The sequence below is a fragment of the Aestuariivirga sp. genome (assembly GCF_044238155.1).
In the GTDB taxonomy this organism is placed as follows: domain Bacteria; phylum Pseudomonadota; class Alphaproteobacteria; order Rhizobiales; family Aestuariivirgaceae; genus Aestuariivirga.
Genome location: NZ_JBIIDX010000098.1, coordinates 1 through 13,614, shown reverse-complemented (window position 1 = coordinate 13,614; position 13,614 = coordinate 1). Strand labels below are relative to the sequence as shown.

Here is a 13,614-nt window from a genome sequence, read left to right as displayed (position 1 = left end):
CAATCCTGCCGTCTCCTGCCCACATTTCCAACACAGGGGACTGCCAAACGAAGTTTTCAGCAGTCAACAGGGGGTCGGTTCTGATGCGGATGATTTACCGGAGCATCGCCATGGCGGCGGTCGCGGCCATGGCGTTTGCCGGGCCGGCGGGGGCCGGACCGCTTGCGAAAGCGGAGGTTGCTCGCCTTTTCCCTGGCCAGTTCGAGGCCAAGGTCAAGGGTTATCGGGTATCCTTCTCGGGCTCGCGCAGTGGTGCGCTGCAGGGTGAAGCCTATGGCCAGCAGGATACTGGTCGCTGGTTCATGAAGGGCGAATCCCTCTGTGTGGTCTGGGAAAAATGGACCGACGGCAAGCCCCGATGCGGTCGGATCACGCAGCAGGGCGGCTGGTACGTGGCCCGCGATGGGGGCGGCGAGATGCTGAAGTTTCGTCGCAGTGATCTCGCCCAGAAGTGATAATGGCCGATTGACGGGCCTGCTGCTTCGCGTCTAGCTGACCGCAGTTTGGGAGTCGGCCTTCATGCCTCATCATGCCGGTTGTTTCGTGCGGTGCGCGGCAGTGCTTGCGGCCTGCCTCGTTCTGGTTGGCGGCTGTACCAGCATTCCGCGCCAGGAAGAACTGCGTCTGGGTTCCGATCTCGTTTCCCAGAAGATTGATTTCGAAAATCTTGAGGTGAACGCCAAGCGCGCAGCTGCGGCCTATCAACCCCCTGCCAAGATCCGCTCCTCCTATCCTCAGACGGTGCGGGTGGCCACGCCGGGCATGGAGGATGTCCAATACTTTGTCGAACGGGACGACAAGGCCAAGACGCAATACATCGTGGTGCGAGGCACCCATGACAAGAAGAACCTCGTGGAGGATTTCACCGCACGACTGCGCAAGGACCGTCAGATCAAGGCGCCGATTCACACAGGGTATGATCTGGCGGCCAGGGCCATCTGGGCTGATGCCCAGCCCTATCTGAAGACGGGGTATCGTACCTACCTGGTCGGCCATTCGCTTGGCGGCGCAGTGGCAGCCATCCTTGGTATCTATGCAACGGAGGATGGTTATGAGGTCGCTTCGATCATCACCTATGGCCAGCCGCGCTTCACCACCGAGAGTGGCGCCCAGATGCTGACCTTCCTGCCACTGCTCCGCGTGGTTGACGCGAACGACCTGGTACCCCTGCTGCCGCCAGGTGCCGCCAGACCCTATGCGCATGTCGGGCCTGAGGTCATCCTTCTGGATGGCCCTTATTATGTCTATCTCGACCAGCATGACGCCATGCGGCTGAGTGTGGGGGAGTTCGGGCGCGAGATCGGCCTTGCTGACCTAAAGGACCACAAGATGGCCGAATATCAGGTCCGTATCTCGGAAAAATTCGATGGCGCGCGGCAGGTCGACTACAATGACCGGGAGCGCTACATCGCCAGGGATCGCCAAGCCGCAGTTTCCCAGATTCAGCCCTGAAGCCTGCCGCCAACCCTCCCCGAGGCGTTAACTTAACTTTTCGTTTACGATTGCGGCCGTGCCCTCGCCGCGGCATGTTTACGCCATATTAACGATAAGTGGTGGGCGTGAGATGTCGGGCAGGGGGAAAGCAGTGGCTCTGGTTTTGGGGTGCCTGGCGGCGCTCATGGCCCTTGCCCCGGCTGGTGTTGCCGCTGCCAAGTCTCAGGCCTTCGCCAGTGAATATGGCGAGACCTTGCCGCCCATCGGCTTCGTTGAATACTGCCAGCGCAACCCGGACACCTGCCTGCCAGGCGCCGGAAAGCATCGCCGCGCCCAGCTTTCTGATGAAAAGTGGCTGCTGGTGAGGATGGTCAATGCTTTCGTCAATGGTGCGATTGCCCCGGTGACTGACGAGACCCTTTACGGCACCGCCGAGTACTGGACACTTCCGGCGGATGCCGGTGACTGTGAGGACGTCGTCCTGCTCAAGAAACAGATCCTGGAGTCGAAGGGTATTCCGGCGGAGTCCCTGCGCATCACCGTGGTTCTTGACGAGCAGGGCGAGGGTCATGCCGTGCTGTCACTTGTCAGCAACCGCGGAGACTTCATTCTCGATAATCGCCGCAACGAAATCCGGAAATGGTCGGACACGGGCTATACACTGCTCAAGCGGCAATCGGCACAGGATCCTCGCAGGTGGGTTTCGCTTGAGCCCGCTTCTGGCGGGTCGCCCGTTGGCGGTACGGCCAGCAAATAGGCAGAGGGGACGCTTTTCATGCTGACATTCCCGATCAGGCTCACCGCGTTTTTCTTTGTCGTGCTGTTCTGCAACAGCCGCCTGGTGCGCCGCGCGGTGGCTGCAGTGGTCGTGTCAGCCATCCTCGTGGCCGCGCAAAATGGCCATATACTGCAGGCGTTTGCAGATCAGCCGGGTCACGGTGCGATTCTCAAGGCGCTCTCTGCCCTGGCCGGCGGCTGACGGTCAGCGCACAAGCTTTCTAAGCACGAAATCCTCCAGCGAATTGATTGCTGGATCATCGCTGCGGTGTTTCAACAGCGAGACATGAATGTGGCCAAGTGCTGGCACGTCCCCGGCCGGAACCGCCGCGAGCGAGGCGGGGATCATGGGACGCGGCAGAACCGTCAGCCCAAGGCCGGCGCGCACCGCGGCAATCGTGCCGGCATGGCTGGGGCTGGTGAGCATCTGGCGCCAAGGGCGTCCGGCTTTTTCGAGGGCAGCAAGGGCTGCCGCGCGGTAGACACAGGGTTCGGGCGCCATCACGAGAGGTAGAGTGCGATTGGCAGTGGGCAGACTAGCATCTCCGACCCATGCAAGCGGCTCGCTGAATACCTCCGTACCGTTCGGAAAGTCTTCCGGCCGATTCATCTTTACCAGGACCAGATCAAACTCGCGCGCCCGGAACCGGCTGTAGAGATTGAGCGTCAGGTCGCATTCGATCGAGAGCAGAATGCGGGGATGGATGCGGGTGAATTCCGCGAGTACGTCGGAGAGATAGACGGCTGCAAAGTCCTCTGGCAGGCCAAAGCGCACCTCGCCCTCGAGCTCCGGTTCGCGGAAACGGTCGAGTGCCTCGGCCTGCAGCGCATGCATGCGCCGCGCATAAGACAGAAACAACTCGCCATCCGCTGTCAGCGACAACAGCTTGCCCCGCCTGAACAGAGGTTTACCAAGATGCTGCTCAAGCTTGGCGATCTGCTGGCTCACCGCAGACTGGCTGCGCCCCACCCGGACCGCGGCGCGGGTGAAGGACAGGTTATCCGCGGTTTCCAGGAAACAGCGGAGCGTGAGGGTATCAAATGCCATTTGAATTTCTTATTTGTTAAATCTGAATAATTCATTTTTCGAATTCATTCAAGTCCCCTAGAAGCCGCCGCCGAGGGGGCCCCATGGATTTTTTTCAGCTTTTTCTGCAGAATCTGCTTTCGCCTGCCATTTTGTTCTTTGCCCTGGGGATCGGTGCCGGCTTGCTGAGATCGGACCTTGACGTTCCGGAGAGCATCAGCCGTTACCTGTCCATCTACCTGATGATGTCGATTGGCTTCAAAGGCGGCACTGCGCTGGCGGGCACCGATGGCGGCATCCTGTCGGCCCTCCCACTGCTTCTCGCCGGGGCGGGTGTGAGTTTTGCCCTACCCTTCGTGGCCTACTGGCTGCTGCGGCGGACCACCCGTCTTGACGCACCCACCCAGGCCGCTGTTGCTGGTCATTACGGCTCCGTCTCAATCGTCACCTTCGTCACGGCGGTGAGTTTCCTGCAGCAGTCCGCCATTGGCTATGAGGGTTTCATCGTGGCTGTGCTTGCCCTCATGGAAGCCCCGGCCATTCTTTCTGCGCTTTACATTGCGCACCGTGCCGCTCCCGAAACAATAGTCGCAGGCAAGCAGGCCAGCCGAAAGCTGAGCCGAGAGATCTTCACCAATGGTGCAATCCTCCTATTGTTTGGAAGCTTTATGATTGGTCTGGTGTCAGGCCAATCCGGCCTCGCCAAGCTCGAGGGCTTTCTGGTCACGCCCTTCCAGGGCATTCTCGCACTGTTCCTGCTGGACATGGGGTTGCTGGTCGCGCGCCAGTTTCATCACATGCGGGATTTTACCGTTCCACTGGCCGCCTTCGGTATCTATATGCCCCTGATCGGCGCCCTGGCCGGTCTTGCGATCGCGTCGGCTCTGGGTGTGGATGTCGGGACCGGCGCCCTGTTCATGGTGTTGTGCGCCAGTGCGTCCTACATCGCCGTGCCTGCGGCCATGCGCCTTGCCCTGCCCCAGGCCAGGCCGGCCATCTACCTGCCCCTGTCTTTGGCAATCACCTTTCCGTTCAATATCGTTGCGGGAATTCCGCTATATGTCTTGGTGGCGGAGCAGGTGCTTGGCTAATCCCTATCGTGGGCGTCAGCTGGCCCTTGCCACGCAGCACGCGAAGGAGCGGGCGATCGCTCCGGCCTTCGAGATGCATCTGGGACTGCGGCTTGTTGTGCCAGCAGGACTGGACACGGACAGTCTCGGCACATTCACAGGTGAGCGACCACGCCCCGCGCCCATGCACGAGACAGCCCGTCGTAAAGCGCGGATGGGCATGAGTGCCGCCGGCCTGCCTCTTGGTGTTGCCAGTGAAGGAAGCTTCGGCCCTCACCCATCCGTGCCTTTTCTGGCTGCTGGCCATGAAGTGATGATCTTCATTGACGCCGAACGTGAACTAGAGGTCATCGAGGAGCAGATCTCGCCAGAGACGAACTTTGCTGCCATTGATGTAACTGCTGATGCCGATATTGACGGTTTTCTGCGTCGCATCGGATTTCCGGCCCATGCCGTCATCCTGCGCGCAGACACTGGACTTGTGAAAGCGATCACCAGCCGCAGCCAGCTCGACGATGCACTTCAGGCCGCCACAGGACCTACCCGACTCGAAGCCGACATGCGCGCTCATCTCAATCCCACCCGCCTCGGCGAGATCGGCAGGCTTGCCGACAAGCTCGCAAGGCGTATCGCCACGCCATGCCCGGCCTGTGAGGCGCCTGGCTTCGGCGTCGTGCGCGCCGAGCGCGGCCTGCCCTGCGCAGAGTGTGGAACCCCGACAGATCTCGTCAATACCCTGATCGCTGGCTGCCTGCGCTGCGGGCATGAGTCACGCTTGCCGCGGCCAGATGGTCAAGTCTCTGCAACCGCCAGCCACTGCCCAGAGTGCAACCCATGACATTGTCTCATCTCGACCGGCTCGAAGCCGAAGCCATCCACATCATCAGGGAAACGGCGGCGCAGTTCCAAAAGCCTGTGCTGCTGTACTCAATCGGCAAGGACTCGACCACCTTGCTGCATCTTTGCGCCAAGGCATTCTATCCTGCCAAGCCACCCTTTCCTCTGTTGCATATCGACTCCACCTGGGAGTTCCGCGACGCATTAACCTTCCGCGACTGGGTGGTGAAGAAATATGGCGTTGACCTCATTGTCTTTCGAAACGAGGAGGGCGTCAGGCAGAACATCAATCCATTCGACCATGGTTCAAGCCTCTACACCGAAATCATGCGCACCGTGCCATTGAAGCAGGCGATTGCCGAGTTGGGCTTTGATGCAGCAATGGGTGGCGCACGCCGCGACGAGGAAAAGTCCCGGGCCAAGGAGCGGATATTTTCGGTGCGCGATTCCAATCATGGCTGGAACCCAAAGAGTCAGCGACCTGAACTCTGGGATAACTACAATGGCAGGCTGGCGCCTGGGCAGACGATGCGCGTCTTCCCCATCTCGAACTGGACCGAACTCGACGTGTGGCTTTACATCCTGCGCGAGGATATTCCATTGCCCGCCGTCTATTTTGCCCAGGAGCGCCCAATCATACGTCGCGATGGGCAGATCATCCTTGTTGATGACGCGCGCCTGCGTCTGATGCCCGGAGAAGAGCCGGAGATGCTTGCCGTGCGCTTCCGGACCTGCGGGTGCTATCCTCTCACAGGCGGAATGGTTTCGACGGCGCGTAACGTTCGAGAGGTGATTTTCGAGACCATCCATGCTGACGGCTCCGAGCGGCAAGGCCGGATCATCGATAAGGACGGCTCCTCCGCGATGGAGGACAAGAAACGCCAAGGTTACTTCTGAAACCTGCGACACAAAGCAACTCGACAGGCGTGGCCGGCAATGGCTACCTGTTGCCATGTGCTTGGGTTACATCAGACCGATGGCGTCGGGCCGTCGCGGGCTCGTTTCCGTCCTCGTTCTGGCGCTGCTCCTGCCTGTATTGATCGGTCTTCTGCCTATTCCTGCGCTATCGGCCACCGCTGCGCTTGAGCGCGACATCGCCGTCTCGCTCTGTGATCCCTTGGGCGAGCCACTGCAGCAGGGCAGCCCGCAGCACCAGGCCGGACACGACCACTGCATACTGTGCGGCACAAGCTGCCCTTGCTGCAGCCCCGGCATCTCTCCTGCCAGTGCAGCCTTTGCCTCCCGGCCAGCGAGTTCTGCCATTCCGCTGCCGCAGCTCGGATCTGCCGTGATGCTCAGGCTGCTGGCGCTTCTCGACGTCAGCCCACCCCGGGGTCCTCCCTCTCTTTCCTGATCCGTACAATCACTGCCACCTTACAAGTTGGCATCCATTGGCCTCAGCTGGGCCGGACCTTCTTTTCGAAAGACTTCCCGATGATCCGTATCAAGGAATTTACTTTTGCCTCTGCGTTGACGCTCGCCGCAGTTTCGAGCCTTGCCGATGCACGTGCCCATGAAATTAAGATTGGCGACCTGGTGATTCATCATCCCTGGGCGCGCCAGTCTCCCATGGGCGCCAGCGTTGCCGCCGGCTTCATGACCATCACCAATACCGGCATGCAAGATGAAAGGCTGGTCAGGGCCAGCTCTGAAATCAGTACCATGGTTCAGATCCACACGATGAAGATGGAGGGTGACATCATGAAGATGGATGAGTTGCCAGAGGGTGTCGCCATTCCCGCTGGCACAACGGTAGAACTGAAGCCAGCATCACTGCATATCATGTTCATGGGGCTCAGGGCACCGATCAGGGAGGGTGAAAGCTTTGCGGGCACGCTGACATTTGAGAAAGCGGGCCCCGTCACCATCGACTATGAAGTGATGGCGCCCACTGCTGGGATGAACATGGACTGATGAGGTCTGGCATGCGGTCAGTGAGCATCCCCCACCGCAGGCCAGACGTGACAGAGCCACTCACACCCAGCCCTGTCCTCAACGATTCAGCTGGTCACGAGGATATCCATGACTCCCAAGATCCGCCGTCAACTCCTGCTGCTGGCCATTGCAGCCAGCGTCAATCCCCTGGCAAGCTTTGCCTCTGATGATCGGCATGCCATCATTCATCGCATGATGGCACTGTTTGATCTGCCCGATAATCTGTTTTCTGTGAACCCAGTTGTCATTCAGGGCAACAATGCGATTGCCGGGTGGATACAGGGCGAGAAAGGTGGGCGCACCCTCTTGTGGTGTACCGCTGGCCAGTGGCAGATCAGACTTTGCAGTGGTGACGGGCTGAAGGATCAGTCCCTGCTGGAAATCGCTCACATCAGCCCTTCTGCTGCCGAATCTCTCCTGGCTGAGTTCAATGCGGCCGAATTCCGGTTTGACCCGGCAGTTGCTTCGTTTGAGGGAACGATGATGATCGAGACTGGCAGGGGTCATCAGGGCCACGCCCATGGCAGGCAGAGTTCAGGGTGACCGGCATGCGTCCTGGAGTGCGCGCAGCCATCGTGCTCGCGGGGTTCGGCGTCTTCGTGTTCCTCGCCCTCTTCCTGCTGCGCATGTCGGGCGATGGTGCGCGCCCTCTTCCAGCCGTTACGATAGGCGGCCCCTTTGAGCTGGCGTCCTCAAGGGGCGGCACAATCGACTCAGATGACCTGCTCGGCCAGCCCTACGCCGTATTCTTTGGTTTCACCCACTGCCCGGAGGTCTGTCCCACCACGCTTTATGAGATCAGCAATGTGCTGTCGTCATTGGGGGAAGCGGCGAAGAATATGAAGATCCTGTTCATTACTGTCGATCCGGAACGGGATACGGTGGATGTGATGAAAGATTATCTCGCCAATTTCGATCCGCGCATCGAAGGTTTGGTGCCAACTGCTGACCAGCTTCCCGGGCTCGCATCTGATTTCCGAATCTATCATGCGAAATCACCCACCAGCGATGGATCCTATACGATGGATCACACTGCCTCGATTTTCCTGTTTGATGCCGATGGCCAATTCGCCGGAACGCTGTCCTATGGCGAGGCGCCGGAAATGCGTGCCGCCAAGCTCCGCCGCCTTCTGCACTAGCTCGGGTGTCAAGCGTTGCCATCTGAGCGAGCTTCCCTCAGCGCCGGAGAGACAGGCTCTTGCCGTCTTGCGGAGTCTGCGGAAATGCCAGTCTCTGGCAAGCCTATCTGAGCATGTAGATATAGGCAGCGCTGACCCGGTGCCTTGCTGCAAGCTCGGCCACGGGTACGCCCGCCTTTCGCTCTGCCTTCAAGATCTTCCTGAGTGCTGCTACGTCCTTCTTGCTGCGCCGTGTCCGGCCAGTGACCGACTTTTTTCTGGCAGTTTTTGCATTCACTGTCTGTGCATCAACAATGGAAGCGAGCTCTTCAAGAGCAGAAATGACTTTGCGCAATCTCTGTGCAACATTGATCGTACGGGCCATTAAAATCTATCCTGTTATGTAGCATGAAAGACAGTTTGCATTAGGGAGTGCCAACAAGCAAAGCAAGTGAAACTTGGGTATAACTTGTTCGGACCTCAGGCTGTCGAAGCTGAACTGATCAAGCGAGTTCAAGGTACTTTGCCGCAGATATGTGTATGATTACCCCAAACCTTCTCTGGTTTTTCCGTCGTGCTCCAGGCTGGGTCAAGCCGTTGACCGAGAGCGGGATGAAGTTCGTCAGGTTCAAGCTCAAGTTTCCCTTCCTACAGTGGGGAAAGGGAAATCAATTGGGTGCATCGAGACTCATTCCGCTCTGAAACTATGAAGTCTGTTGGGACCCAATCCCCCACCTGACAGATGAATGGCACGTGAACGTAAAGTTCCAGTCTGGTTCATTTTTGCGCGGCTAGTTTCGCCTCATCAACAACGGAGGCGACACCCATGATCATCAAGTCCATGTTTGCGATGCTTGCTGTTGCAGTCTCGCTTACTGCAGTGCTGCCAGCGGAAAAAGCCGAAGCCGGGACGAATTTCGATATCAACATCGGGATCGGGACTGGAGCAGGCTACTTCGGCCCCGGATATGATGCCCCGGTCTTTCCTGGTCCGGCCTATGATGACGATCACTTTGAAATTGTCGAAGATGATGACGTCATCAGCTGTCGGGAAGCCCGGAATATCGTACGTTTGAACGGATTCCGCAACATCAGCATCATTGATTGCTCTGGTCCGAACTACAGATTTGCAGGGTGGCGCAACGGACATCGATTTGCAATCAAGGTAAATGGCTGGGGTGAGATCACTCGCATCAGGCGCAGGTGATCGTCAACCTGACCCAGACTGGGAGCCGCAGGTCTGATCCTGCAGCTCTCCGCCTGTTGCGTGATTTAATCGGGATGTGGCCTCGAGAGCCAGGCCGCTATTTCAGTGCCCGGGCAATCTCCCGTCCAACAATCTCCGCTTCGCCTGGCTTCAGGCACATGGGGTTCATTGTGACAATGCCGCGATCCCGTTGGGCCGGATCAAGGGCAATGCCAGGCGGATTGTTTTGAAGCCTGATGCAGAATGCAGCGACATCCTCAGGGCCGGTATCAAGAGTGATCTCGACGGTGGGAACACTGGCAATGTCATTTCCGCCTGTCACGGTGACATGACGGCCCTTGAGGGCTGTTGCTACGTTCCGGCAGTCTGCCAGCCATCTGGCATGACGGCTCTGGTCGCCCTCGGCTGTGAACAGGCGCAGGGCTGTCAACAATCCCACGATTTCCTCCTTGCCTGCCTTGCAGGTTCGTCCGATGCCGTGAAGCGGCGTGCCCTTGAGCCGGGTCTTGTCGATCAGGGATGACGGCGGTTGCCACATGTCCTGATAGATATCGAGATCAAGATGCTGAAGCGCCGCAGACATGACGAGGTCGCGCTTACCAGCAAGAATGCCGCTGGCCTGCGGGCCGCCAATCGCCTTGCCGCCTGAAAAGGCCACCAGGTCCACACCCTCGGCGATGAAGCGTTTCAAGTTGTCTTGCGGGGGCAATTGTGCGGCGGCGTCGACAATGACCGGCACGCCACGGGCATGTGCAACGGCGACCACTTCGGAAAGCCGCGGACGCGCCTGGGGGTCCGCGACATAGAACACAGCGGCGGTGCGCTCGGTGATGGCGTCGTCGATCTCCCAGCCCTCCGCATCCCGAACGCCAGCACCTGAATACCGATCTGGAAGTCCGACCTCGATAATCCGCATGCCTGCAGCCCTGATGGCATGATCGTAGAAGTTTCGCTGGCTGCGCACCATCACGCATTCGTTTTTCATGCCGGTGGAGTCGGGCAACCTGGCCATCTTTCCTGGGTCTAGGCCTGTCATGGTTGCTGCCGCCCCAATCAGCAGGCAGGCTGAGGCGCCGGATGCAACATAACCAGCCTCTGCGCCCGTCAGATCCGATATGACGCTGGATGCAGCTGCCTGAAGTTCTGCAATGTCTACGCAGGATTGCGAGGCCTCCGCCATCGCTGCCGATACCTCAGGGCGCATGATGCCCCCAGATAACCTCGTTGCGGGTCCTTTTGCGTTGATGACTGTTTTCACGCCGAGATCGCTGTAGACTGACATTCTCAAACCCTCCAGTGCGGGATTTAAAAGCCAAAGCCTCTGGCCATGCGAGCCGATGACTTAGCCGTTTCGTTTTCTTTTCTGCAGTATTTCGACCACAAGCAACATGGTAATTGCCAGCAGTGTCGATAGTGTTGCCACAGCTGCGACTGTTGGACTGATACGTTCCCGCAGACCGCTGTATATCTGCCGTGGCAGTGTGACTTGCTCGGGCCCGCCAACAAATAGTGTCACGATGATCTCGTCGATGGACGTGGCGAAAGCAAAGAGCCAGATGAGGACTGCCATGAGCAGGGGTTGAACGCGGGGCAAAGAACGAACGCACATAAGGGATCAGGTGATGCTTGTCATGATGCCATCTCTGCCACCTTGGCAATCAGGGCTTCAGCAACGATGTCAAAGGCGCCCAGCTGTGCGATCATCGCCTTTCTGCCCTCTTCGCTCCGATCGACCGGCACACCGGCTGAACCTCCGAGATGCTCTCTTGCAACGCGGCCAATCTCCGAGGAGAAATGCCATGTATTCCCGCCGGCATTGCATTCGAGAACGTACAGTTGATTGGTGTGATAGTCTCTCACGATATCAAACCCCAGCGAAGGTATATCCTTGAATCCTGCATGGGCGTCTTCTGCCAACCGCATTGCTTCCTCATCACGAACCAGCTCTCTCGACCGTTCTCCCGAGCTGGTCGTAATGACAACGTGTTTCAGGGACTGCATGTCGAAATCGAAGAACGGCTCCTCCTTCGTCACCCTGCTTTCAAAGCAGAAGATTGTTCGACCGAAGAAGGTTTGAATACGCAGATGCCTGGGGTGGGGGCCAGTGTAGATGAAGCGCTGGACCATGTAGGATTTTGGATTCATCCTGACAGGATGATGAGCGGGCAACTGGTCCAGACCGATGTTCTCCAGCTGATCCCTCTTGAAGGGGAATACCGAGTGTGAGCCGGATGTGAACCTGAGGTCGATTGGTTTCAGGATGACGAATTCCCCGAATACAACCGGGTCCAATGCCATGCCGAATCGAAATGGCAGGGCGGGAGGCGTTGGTATGCGATGCTTTCGGAAGATCTCTTGCTGGACAAGTTTTTCGATCGGATAGTTCCCGAGTATGCGACCGCGTTTGATTTTCAATTGAAATCGAGGCACCAGTGATACGGTTAGTGTGGGATGCTGCCAGGCGTCTTCCGGCAGTTCCGCCCTTAATCCCGCAGGCAGGTAGTAGATCGCAATTGTCCGATCACGCGCGTGGATCTTGATCGCGATCTCGTCAAAGTCCCGCTTATAGTTGGGGCCCGGGTAAACAAGAATGAGATTGCGCCTGGTCATTTCATCAACGGCCCACAACCCTGATGGCAGTTTGCTCGGCTGTTTGCGTGTTTGGTTTCAAGAGCCTGCAGTGGTCGTTTACAACGGAATCCATGACTATTCCATCACGCCCCCGGTATCTTTATCTTTAACCAGAGTGACTTCAAGTCATCTCGGCGAGGCAGCAGGAGTGCGCCCCAGGGACACAGCACGCGCCTGAAGCCATAAAGGTCGAATTGATGTGAATAAGCGTGAACATACGAGGATATATGACAAGATCATGGCCTTGCCAAGAAGCTGGGTCGTAGCCTCAAGTGAGCATCGAAACCATCCGGAAAGCTGGTTGAAGTCACAGGGTTTCAATTCGGAAGCTGGTTTCGTGCTGATGCCACCCATGTAACGCCTTGGGACGTCAGAATTGTTGCAAGGCGATCTTTACAATGAAATGATTATAGATAAGGAATTTCTGGCAACGCACCCCTGCTCGTGATGAGCGCCTCGCGTTGATGTTGACTGGAAGACTGACGTCAGTCATGCAGTGGGCCTCAGTCGGATGTTTGAAGTGGAAGCAGTCTGGGCTCAGTAATGAGTTGGTGCATGATAATCTGCCAGGAAAAAAAGATTGTTTTCATAAAGACGGTCAAAACTGCCGGCACTTCCTTTGAGATTGCTCTTTCGAGGTTTTGTGGAGATGCCTGCATCATCACTCCCATCACGGCTCATGATGAGGCTATTCGGAGCCGTCTCGGGTTCCGTTCCGCCCAGAACTTTATTGATTACTTTTGGGCATCAGACGGGTGGCAGACCAGCGGGAAATTTTTCAACCATATTGCTGCGCGTGACGTCAGAAGGCTCATTCCAGCAAGTGTGTGGCGAGACTACAAGAAAGTCGCTCTCGTAAGGAACCCATTTGACACAGCGATTTCGCGTTATTTCTGGATAGGCGGTGAACGTATCGGACTTTCTTTTCTGGAGTACCTGAAGCATTTTCCTGAACACTTGAGGCAAAATGCTGCGGTTGCACCCATTGATGGCGAATGTCAGCTAGATTTCTATTTGAAATATGAGGAACTACAAAGCGAGTTCGACCGAGCAGGCCTGGGGTTCATGTGGGAGACCTTCGACGGGCTTCGCGCGAAAGGGAATCGTCGTCCAAAGTTCGGCACGACCGTTGAGGAGATGTACGAGCGGTTTCCGGAGGCAATAGGCATCATCGAAGAGAATTGTGGCAGGGACATGAATGCTCTGGGCTATTCCTACCCTCGCTCTTGAGAACTGGGGCAGTTCTTGCGTAAGTGCCGGCTGATTGAGAAGGCGATTTACGTGTGTCGCCAATCCATCCCATTTGGCCAGCGCCTGCAGCGTGGCAAGCAAAGGCCGTTTTCGATAAAGCAATGTCAACAGTGCCCGGCTTGTCGGCAGCGCATCCTCACAAACGAGACGGCGTGCCTCTGATTTTCCTGCTGACTGACTGGGTGGCGGTTGTGAAGATCCTGGACTGTCGAAGCCTGTTTCGAAGGATGGTGGAGCCAGGCGGAATCGAACCGCCGACCTCTTGAATGCCATTCAAGCGCTCTCCCAACTGAGCTATGACCCCGTCTTGGCCATCAAATCCACCGC

Annotated in this window: 18 protein-coding genes and 1 tRNA gene; 13 read left to right on the top strand and 6 right to left on the bottom strand. The window is 57.6% G+C overall.

The window, feature by feature from the left end; genetic code table 11:
* The 4 genes from ACILRN_RS11110 to ACILRN_RS11095 all read left to right on the top strand — a co-directional run.
* Positions 1-455, top strand: a 455-nt coding sequence (locus ACILRN_RS11110) for a hypothetical protein (protein WP_395688294.1), incomplete at its 5' end; no start/stop codon positions are given.
* A gap of 64 nt (positions 456-519) precedes the next feature.
* Positions 520-1,452: a lipase family protein gene (locus ACILRN_RS11105; protein ID WP_395688293.1), complete on the top strand. Its 933-nt coding sequence runs from the start codon at positions 520-522 to the stop codon at positions 1,450-1,452.
* A 166-nt stretch (positions 1,453-1,618) separates the two neighbouring features.
* Positions 1,619-2,191: a transglutaminase-like cysteine peptidase gene (locus ACILRN_RS11100; RefSeq protein WP_395688292.1), complete on the top strand. Its 573-nt coding sequence runs from the start codon at positions 1,619-1,621 to the stop codon at positions 2,189-2,191.
* Positions 2,192-2,209: 18 nt separating this feature from the next.
* Entirely contained in the window at positions 2,210-2,413 is a 204-nt protein-coding gene (locus tag ACILRN_RS11095; protein WP_395688290.1) for a hypothetical protein, read from the top strand.
* A 3-nt stretch (positions 2,414-2,416) separates the two neighbouring features.
* On the opposite strand, the gene ACILRN_RS11090 is transcribed toward ACILRN_RS11095, so the two are convergent.
* Entirely contained in the window at positions 2,417-3,259 is an 843-nt protein-coding gene (locus tag ACILRN_RS11090) for a LysR family transcriptional regulator (RefSeq protein ID WP_395688289.1), read from the bottom strand.
* A gap of 83 nt (positions 3,260-3,342) precedes the next feature.
* Here ACILRN_RS11090 and ACILRN_RS11085 point away from each other — a divergent pair, with 83 nt between their 5' ends.
* From ACILRN_RS11085 to ACILRN_RS11055, 7 genes are all read left to right on the top strand, one after another.
* Positions 3,343-4,329, top strand: coding sequence for a sodium-dependent bicarbonate transport family permease (locus ACILRN_RS11085; protein WP_395688287.1), 987 nt, complete (start codon positions 3,343-3,345; stop codon positions 4,327-4,329).
* Positions 4,322-5,146 (top strand): DUF6671 family protein, encoded by an 825-nt coding sequence (locus tag ACILRN_RS11080; protein WP_395688285.1) that lies wholly within the window; start codon positions 4,322-4,324, stop codon positions 5,144-5,146. The genes ACILRN_RS11085 and ACILRN_RS11080 overlap by 8 nt, the downstream gene beginning before the upstream one ends.
* Positions 5,143-6,042, top strand: a complete 900-nt coding sequence (cysD, locus tag ACILRN_RS11075; protein WP_395688283.1) for a sulfate adenylyltransferase subunit CysD — start codon at positions 5,143-5,145, stop codon at positions 6,040-6,042. The genes ACILRN_RS11080 and cysD overlap by 4 nt, the downstream gene beginning before the upstream one ends.
* A 79-nt stretch (positions 6,043-6,121) precedes the next feature.
* A complete protein-coding gene (locus ACILRN_RS11070; protein ID WP_395688281.1) occupies positions 6,122-6,499 on the top strand; it encodes a hypothetical protein in 378 nt (125 codons plus the stop codon).
* Between the two features lie 80 nt (positions 6,500-6,579).
* Positions 6,580-7,059: a copper chaperone PCu(A)C gene (locus ACILRN_RS11065; RefSeq protein ID WP_395688280.1), complete on the top strand. Its 480-nt coding sequence runs from the start codon at positions 6,580-6,582 to the stop codon at positions 7,057-7,059.
* A gap of 108 nt (positions 7,060-7,167) precedes the next feature.
* Positions 7,168-7,623: a copper uptake system-associated protein gene (locus ACILRN_RS11060; RefSeq protein WP_395688279.1), complete on the top strand. Its 456-nt coding sequence runs from the start codon at positions 7,168-7,170 to the stop codon at positions 7,621-7,623.
* 5 nt (positions 7,624-7,628) lie between these two features.
* Positions 7,629-8,219 (top strand): SCO family protein, encoded by a 591-nt coding sequence (locus ACILRN_RS11055; RefSeq protein ID WP_395688277.1) that lies wholly within the window; start codon positions 7,629-7,631, stop codon positions 8,217-8,219.
* 103 nt (positions 8,220-8,322) lie between these two features.
* On the opposite strand, the gene ACILRN_RS11050 is transcribed toward ACILRN_RS11055, so the two are convergent.
* A complete protein-coding gene (locus ACILRN_RS11050; protein ID WP_395688275.1) occupies positions 8,323-8,583 on the bottom strand; it encodes a hypothetical protein in 261 nt (86 codons plus the stop codon).
* 441 nt (positions 8,584-9,024) lie between these two features.
* Here ACILRN_RS11050 and ACILRN_RS11045 point away from each other — a divergent pair, with 441 nt between their 5' ends.
* A complete protein-coding gene (locus tag ACILRN_RS11045) occupies positions 9,025-9,405 on the top strand; it encodes a hypothetical protein (protein WP_395688273.1) in 381 nt (126 codons plus the stop codon).
* Positions 9,406-9,502: 97 nt separating this feature from the next.
* On the opposite strand, the gene ACILRN_RS11040 is transcribed toward ACILRN_RS11045, so the two are convergent.
* Genes ACILRN_RS11040 through ACILRN_RS11030 form a run of 3 tightly spaced genes read right to left on the bottom strand, consistent with a single transcriptional unit; the run spans position 9,503 to position 12,015 of the window.
* Complete coding sequence (locus tag ACILRN_RS11040) at positions 9,503-10,687, bottom strand: aminotransferase class V-fold PLP-dependent enzyme (RefSeq protein ID WP_395688272.1); 1,185 nt, start codon at positions 10,685-10,687, stop codon at positions 9,503-9,505.
* 60 nt (positions 10,688-10,747) lie between these two features.
* The gene (locus tag ACILRN_RS11035; protein WP_395688270.1) at positions 10,748-10,975 is read right to left on the bottom strand and encodes an ABC transporter permease; all 228 of its coding nucleotides are present in this window, start codon (positions 10,973-10,975) and stop codon (positions 10,748-10,750) included.
* Positions 10,976-11,034: 59 nt separating this feature from the next.
* The gene (locus tag ACILRN_RS11030; protein WP_395688268.1) at positions 11,035-12,015 is read right to left on the bottom strand and encodes a hypothetical protein; all 981 of its coding nucleotides are present in this window, start codon (positions 12,013-12,015) and stop codon (positions 11,035-11,037) included.
* 576 nt (positions 12,016-12,591) lie between these two features.
* Here ACILRN_RS11030 and ACILRN_RS11025 point away from each other — a divergent pair.
* Positions 12,592-13,266: a hypothetical protein gene (locus ACILRN_RS11025; protein ID WP_395688266.1), complete on the top strand. Its 675-nt coding sequence runs from the start codon at positions 12,592-12,594 to the stop codon at positions 13,264-13,266.
* Positions 13,267-13,515: 249 nt separating this feature from the next.
* On the opposite strand, the gene ACILRN_RS11020 is transcribed toward ACILRN_RS11025, so the two are convergent.
* Positions 13,516-13,591: transfer RNA gene (locus tag ACILRN_RS11020), tRNA-Ala, on the bottom strand.
* Positions 13,592-13,614 lie beyond the last annotated feature (23 nt).

Bases quoted from the DNA above. Each gene is read 5' to 3' on its own strand.
- ACILRN_RS11040 (WP_395688272.1), bottom strand. From the start codon at position 10,687: ATGTCAGTCTACAGCGATCTCGGCGTGAAAACAGTCATCAACGCAAAA.
- ACILRN_RS11065 (WP_395688280.1), top strand. From the start codon at position 6,580: ATGATCCGTATCAAGGAATTTACTTTTGCCTCTGCGTTGACGCTCGCC.
- cysD (WP_395688283.1), top strand. From the start codon at position 5,143: ATGACATTGTCTCATCTCGACCGGCTCGAAGCCGAAGCCATCCACATC.
- ACILRN_RS11085 (WP_395688287.1), top strand. From the start codon at position 3,343: ATGGATTTTTTTCAGCTTTTTCTGCAGAATCTGCTTTCGCCTGCCATT.
- ACILRN_RS11090 (WP_395688289.1), bottom strand. From the start codon at position 3,259: ATGGCATTTGATACCCTCACGCTCCGCTGTTTCCTGGAAACCGCGGAT.
- ACILRN_RS11055 (WP_395688277.1), top strand. From the start codon at position 7,629: ATGCGTCCTGGAGTGCGCGCAGCCATCGTGCTCGCGGGGTTCGGCGTC.
- ACILRN_RS11060 (WP_395688279.1), top strand. From the start codon at position 7,168: ATGACTCCCAAGATCCGCCGTCAACTCCTGCTGCTGGCCATTGCAGCC.
- ACILRN_RS11030 (WP_395688268.1), bottom strand. From the start codon at position 12,015: ATGACCAGGCGCAATCTCATTCTTGTTTACCCGGGCCCCAACTATAAG.
- ACILRN_RS11105 (WP_395688293.1), top strand. From the start codon at position 520: ATGCCTCATCATGCCGGTTGTTTCGTGCGGTGCGCGGCAGTGCTTGCG.
- ACILRN_RS11070 (WP_395688281.1), top strand. From the start codon at position 6,122: ATGGCGTCGGGCCGTCGCGGGCTCGTTTCCGTCCTCGTTCTGGCGCTG.
- ACILRN_RS11045 (WP_395688273.1), top strand. From the start codon at position 9,025: ATGATCATCAAGTCCATGTTTGCGATGCTTGCTGTTGCAGTCTCGCTT.
- ACILRN_RS11025 (WP_395688266.1), top strand. From the start codon at position 12,592: ATGATAATCTGCCAGGAAAAAAAGATTGTTTTCATAAAGACGGTCAAA.
- ACILRN_RS11100 (WP_395688292.1), top strand. From the start codon at position 1,619: ATGGCCCTTGCCCCGGCTGGTGTTGCCGCTGCCAAGTCTCAGGCCTTC.
- ACILRN_RS11095 (WP_395688290.1), top strand. From the start codon at position 2,210: ATGCTGACATTCCCGATCAGGCTCACCGCGTTTTTCTTTGTCGTGCTG.
- ACILRN_RS11035 (WP_395688270.1), bottom strand. From the start codon at position 10,975: ATGGCAGTCCTCATCTGGCTCTTTGCTTTCGCCACGTCCATCGACGAG.
- ACILRN_RS11050 (WP_395688275.1), bottom strand. From the start codon at position 8,583: ATGGCCCGTACGATCAATGTTGCACAGAGATTGCGCAAAGTCATTTCT.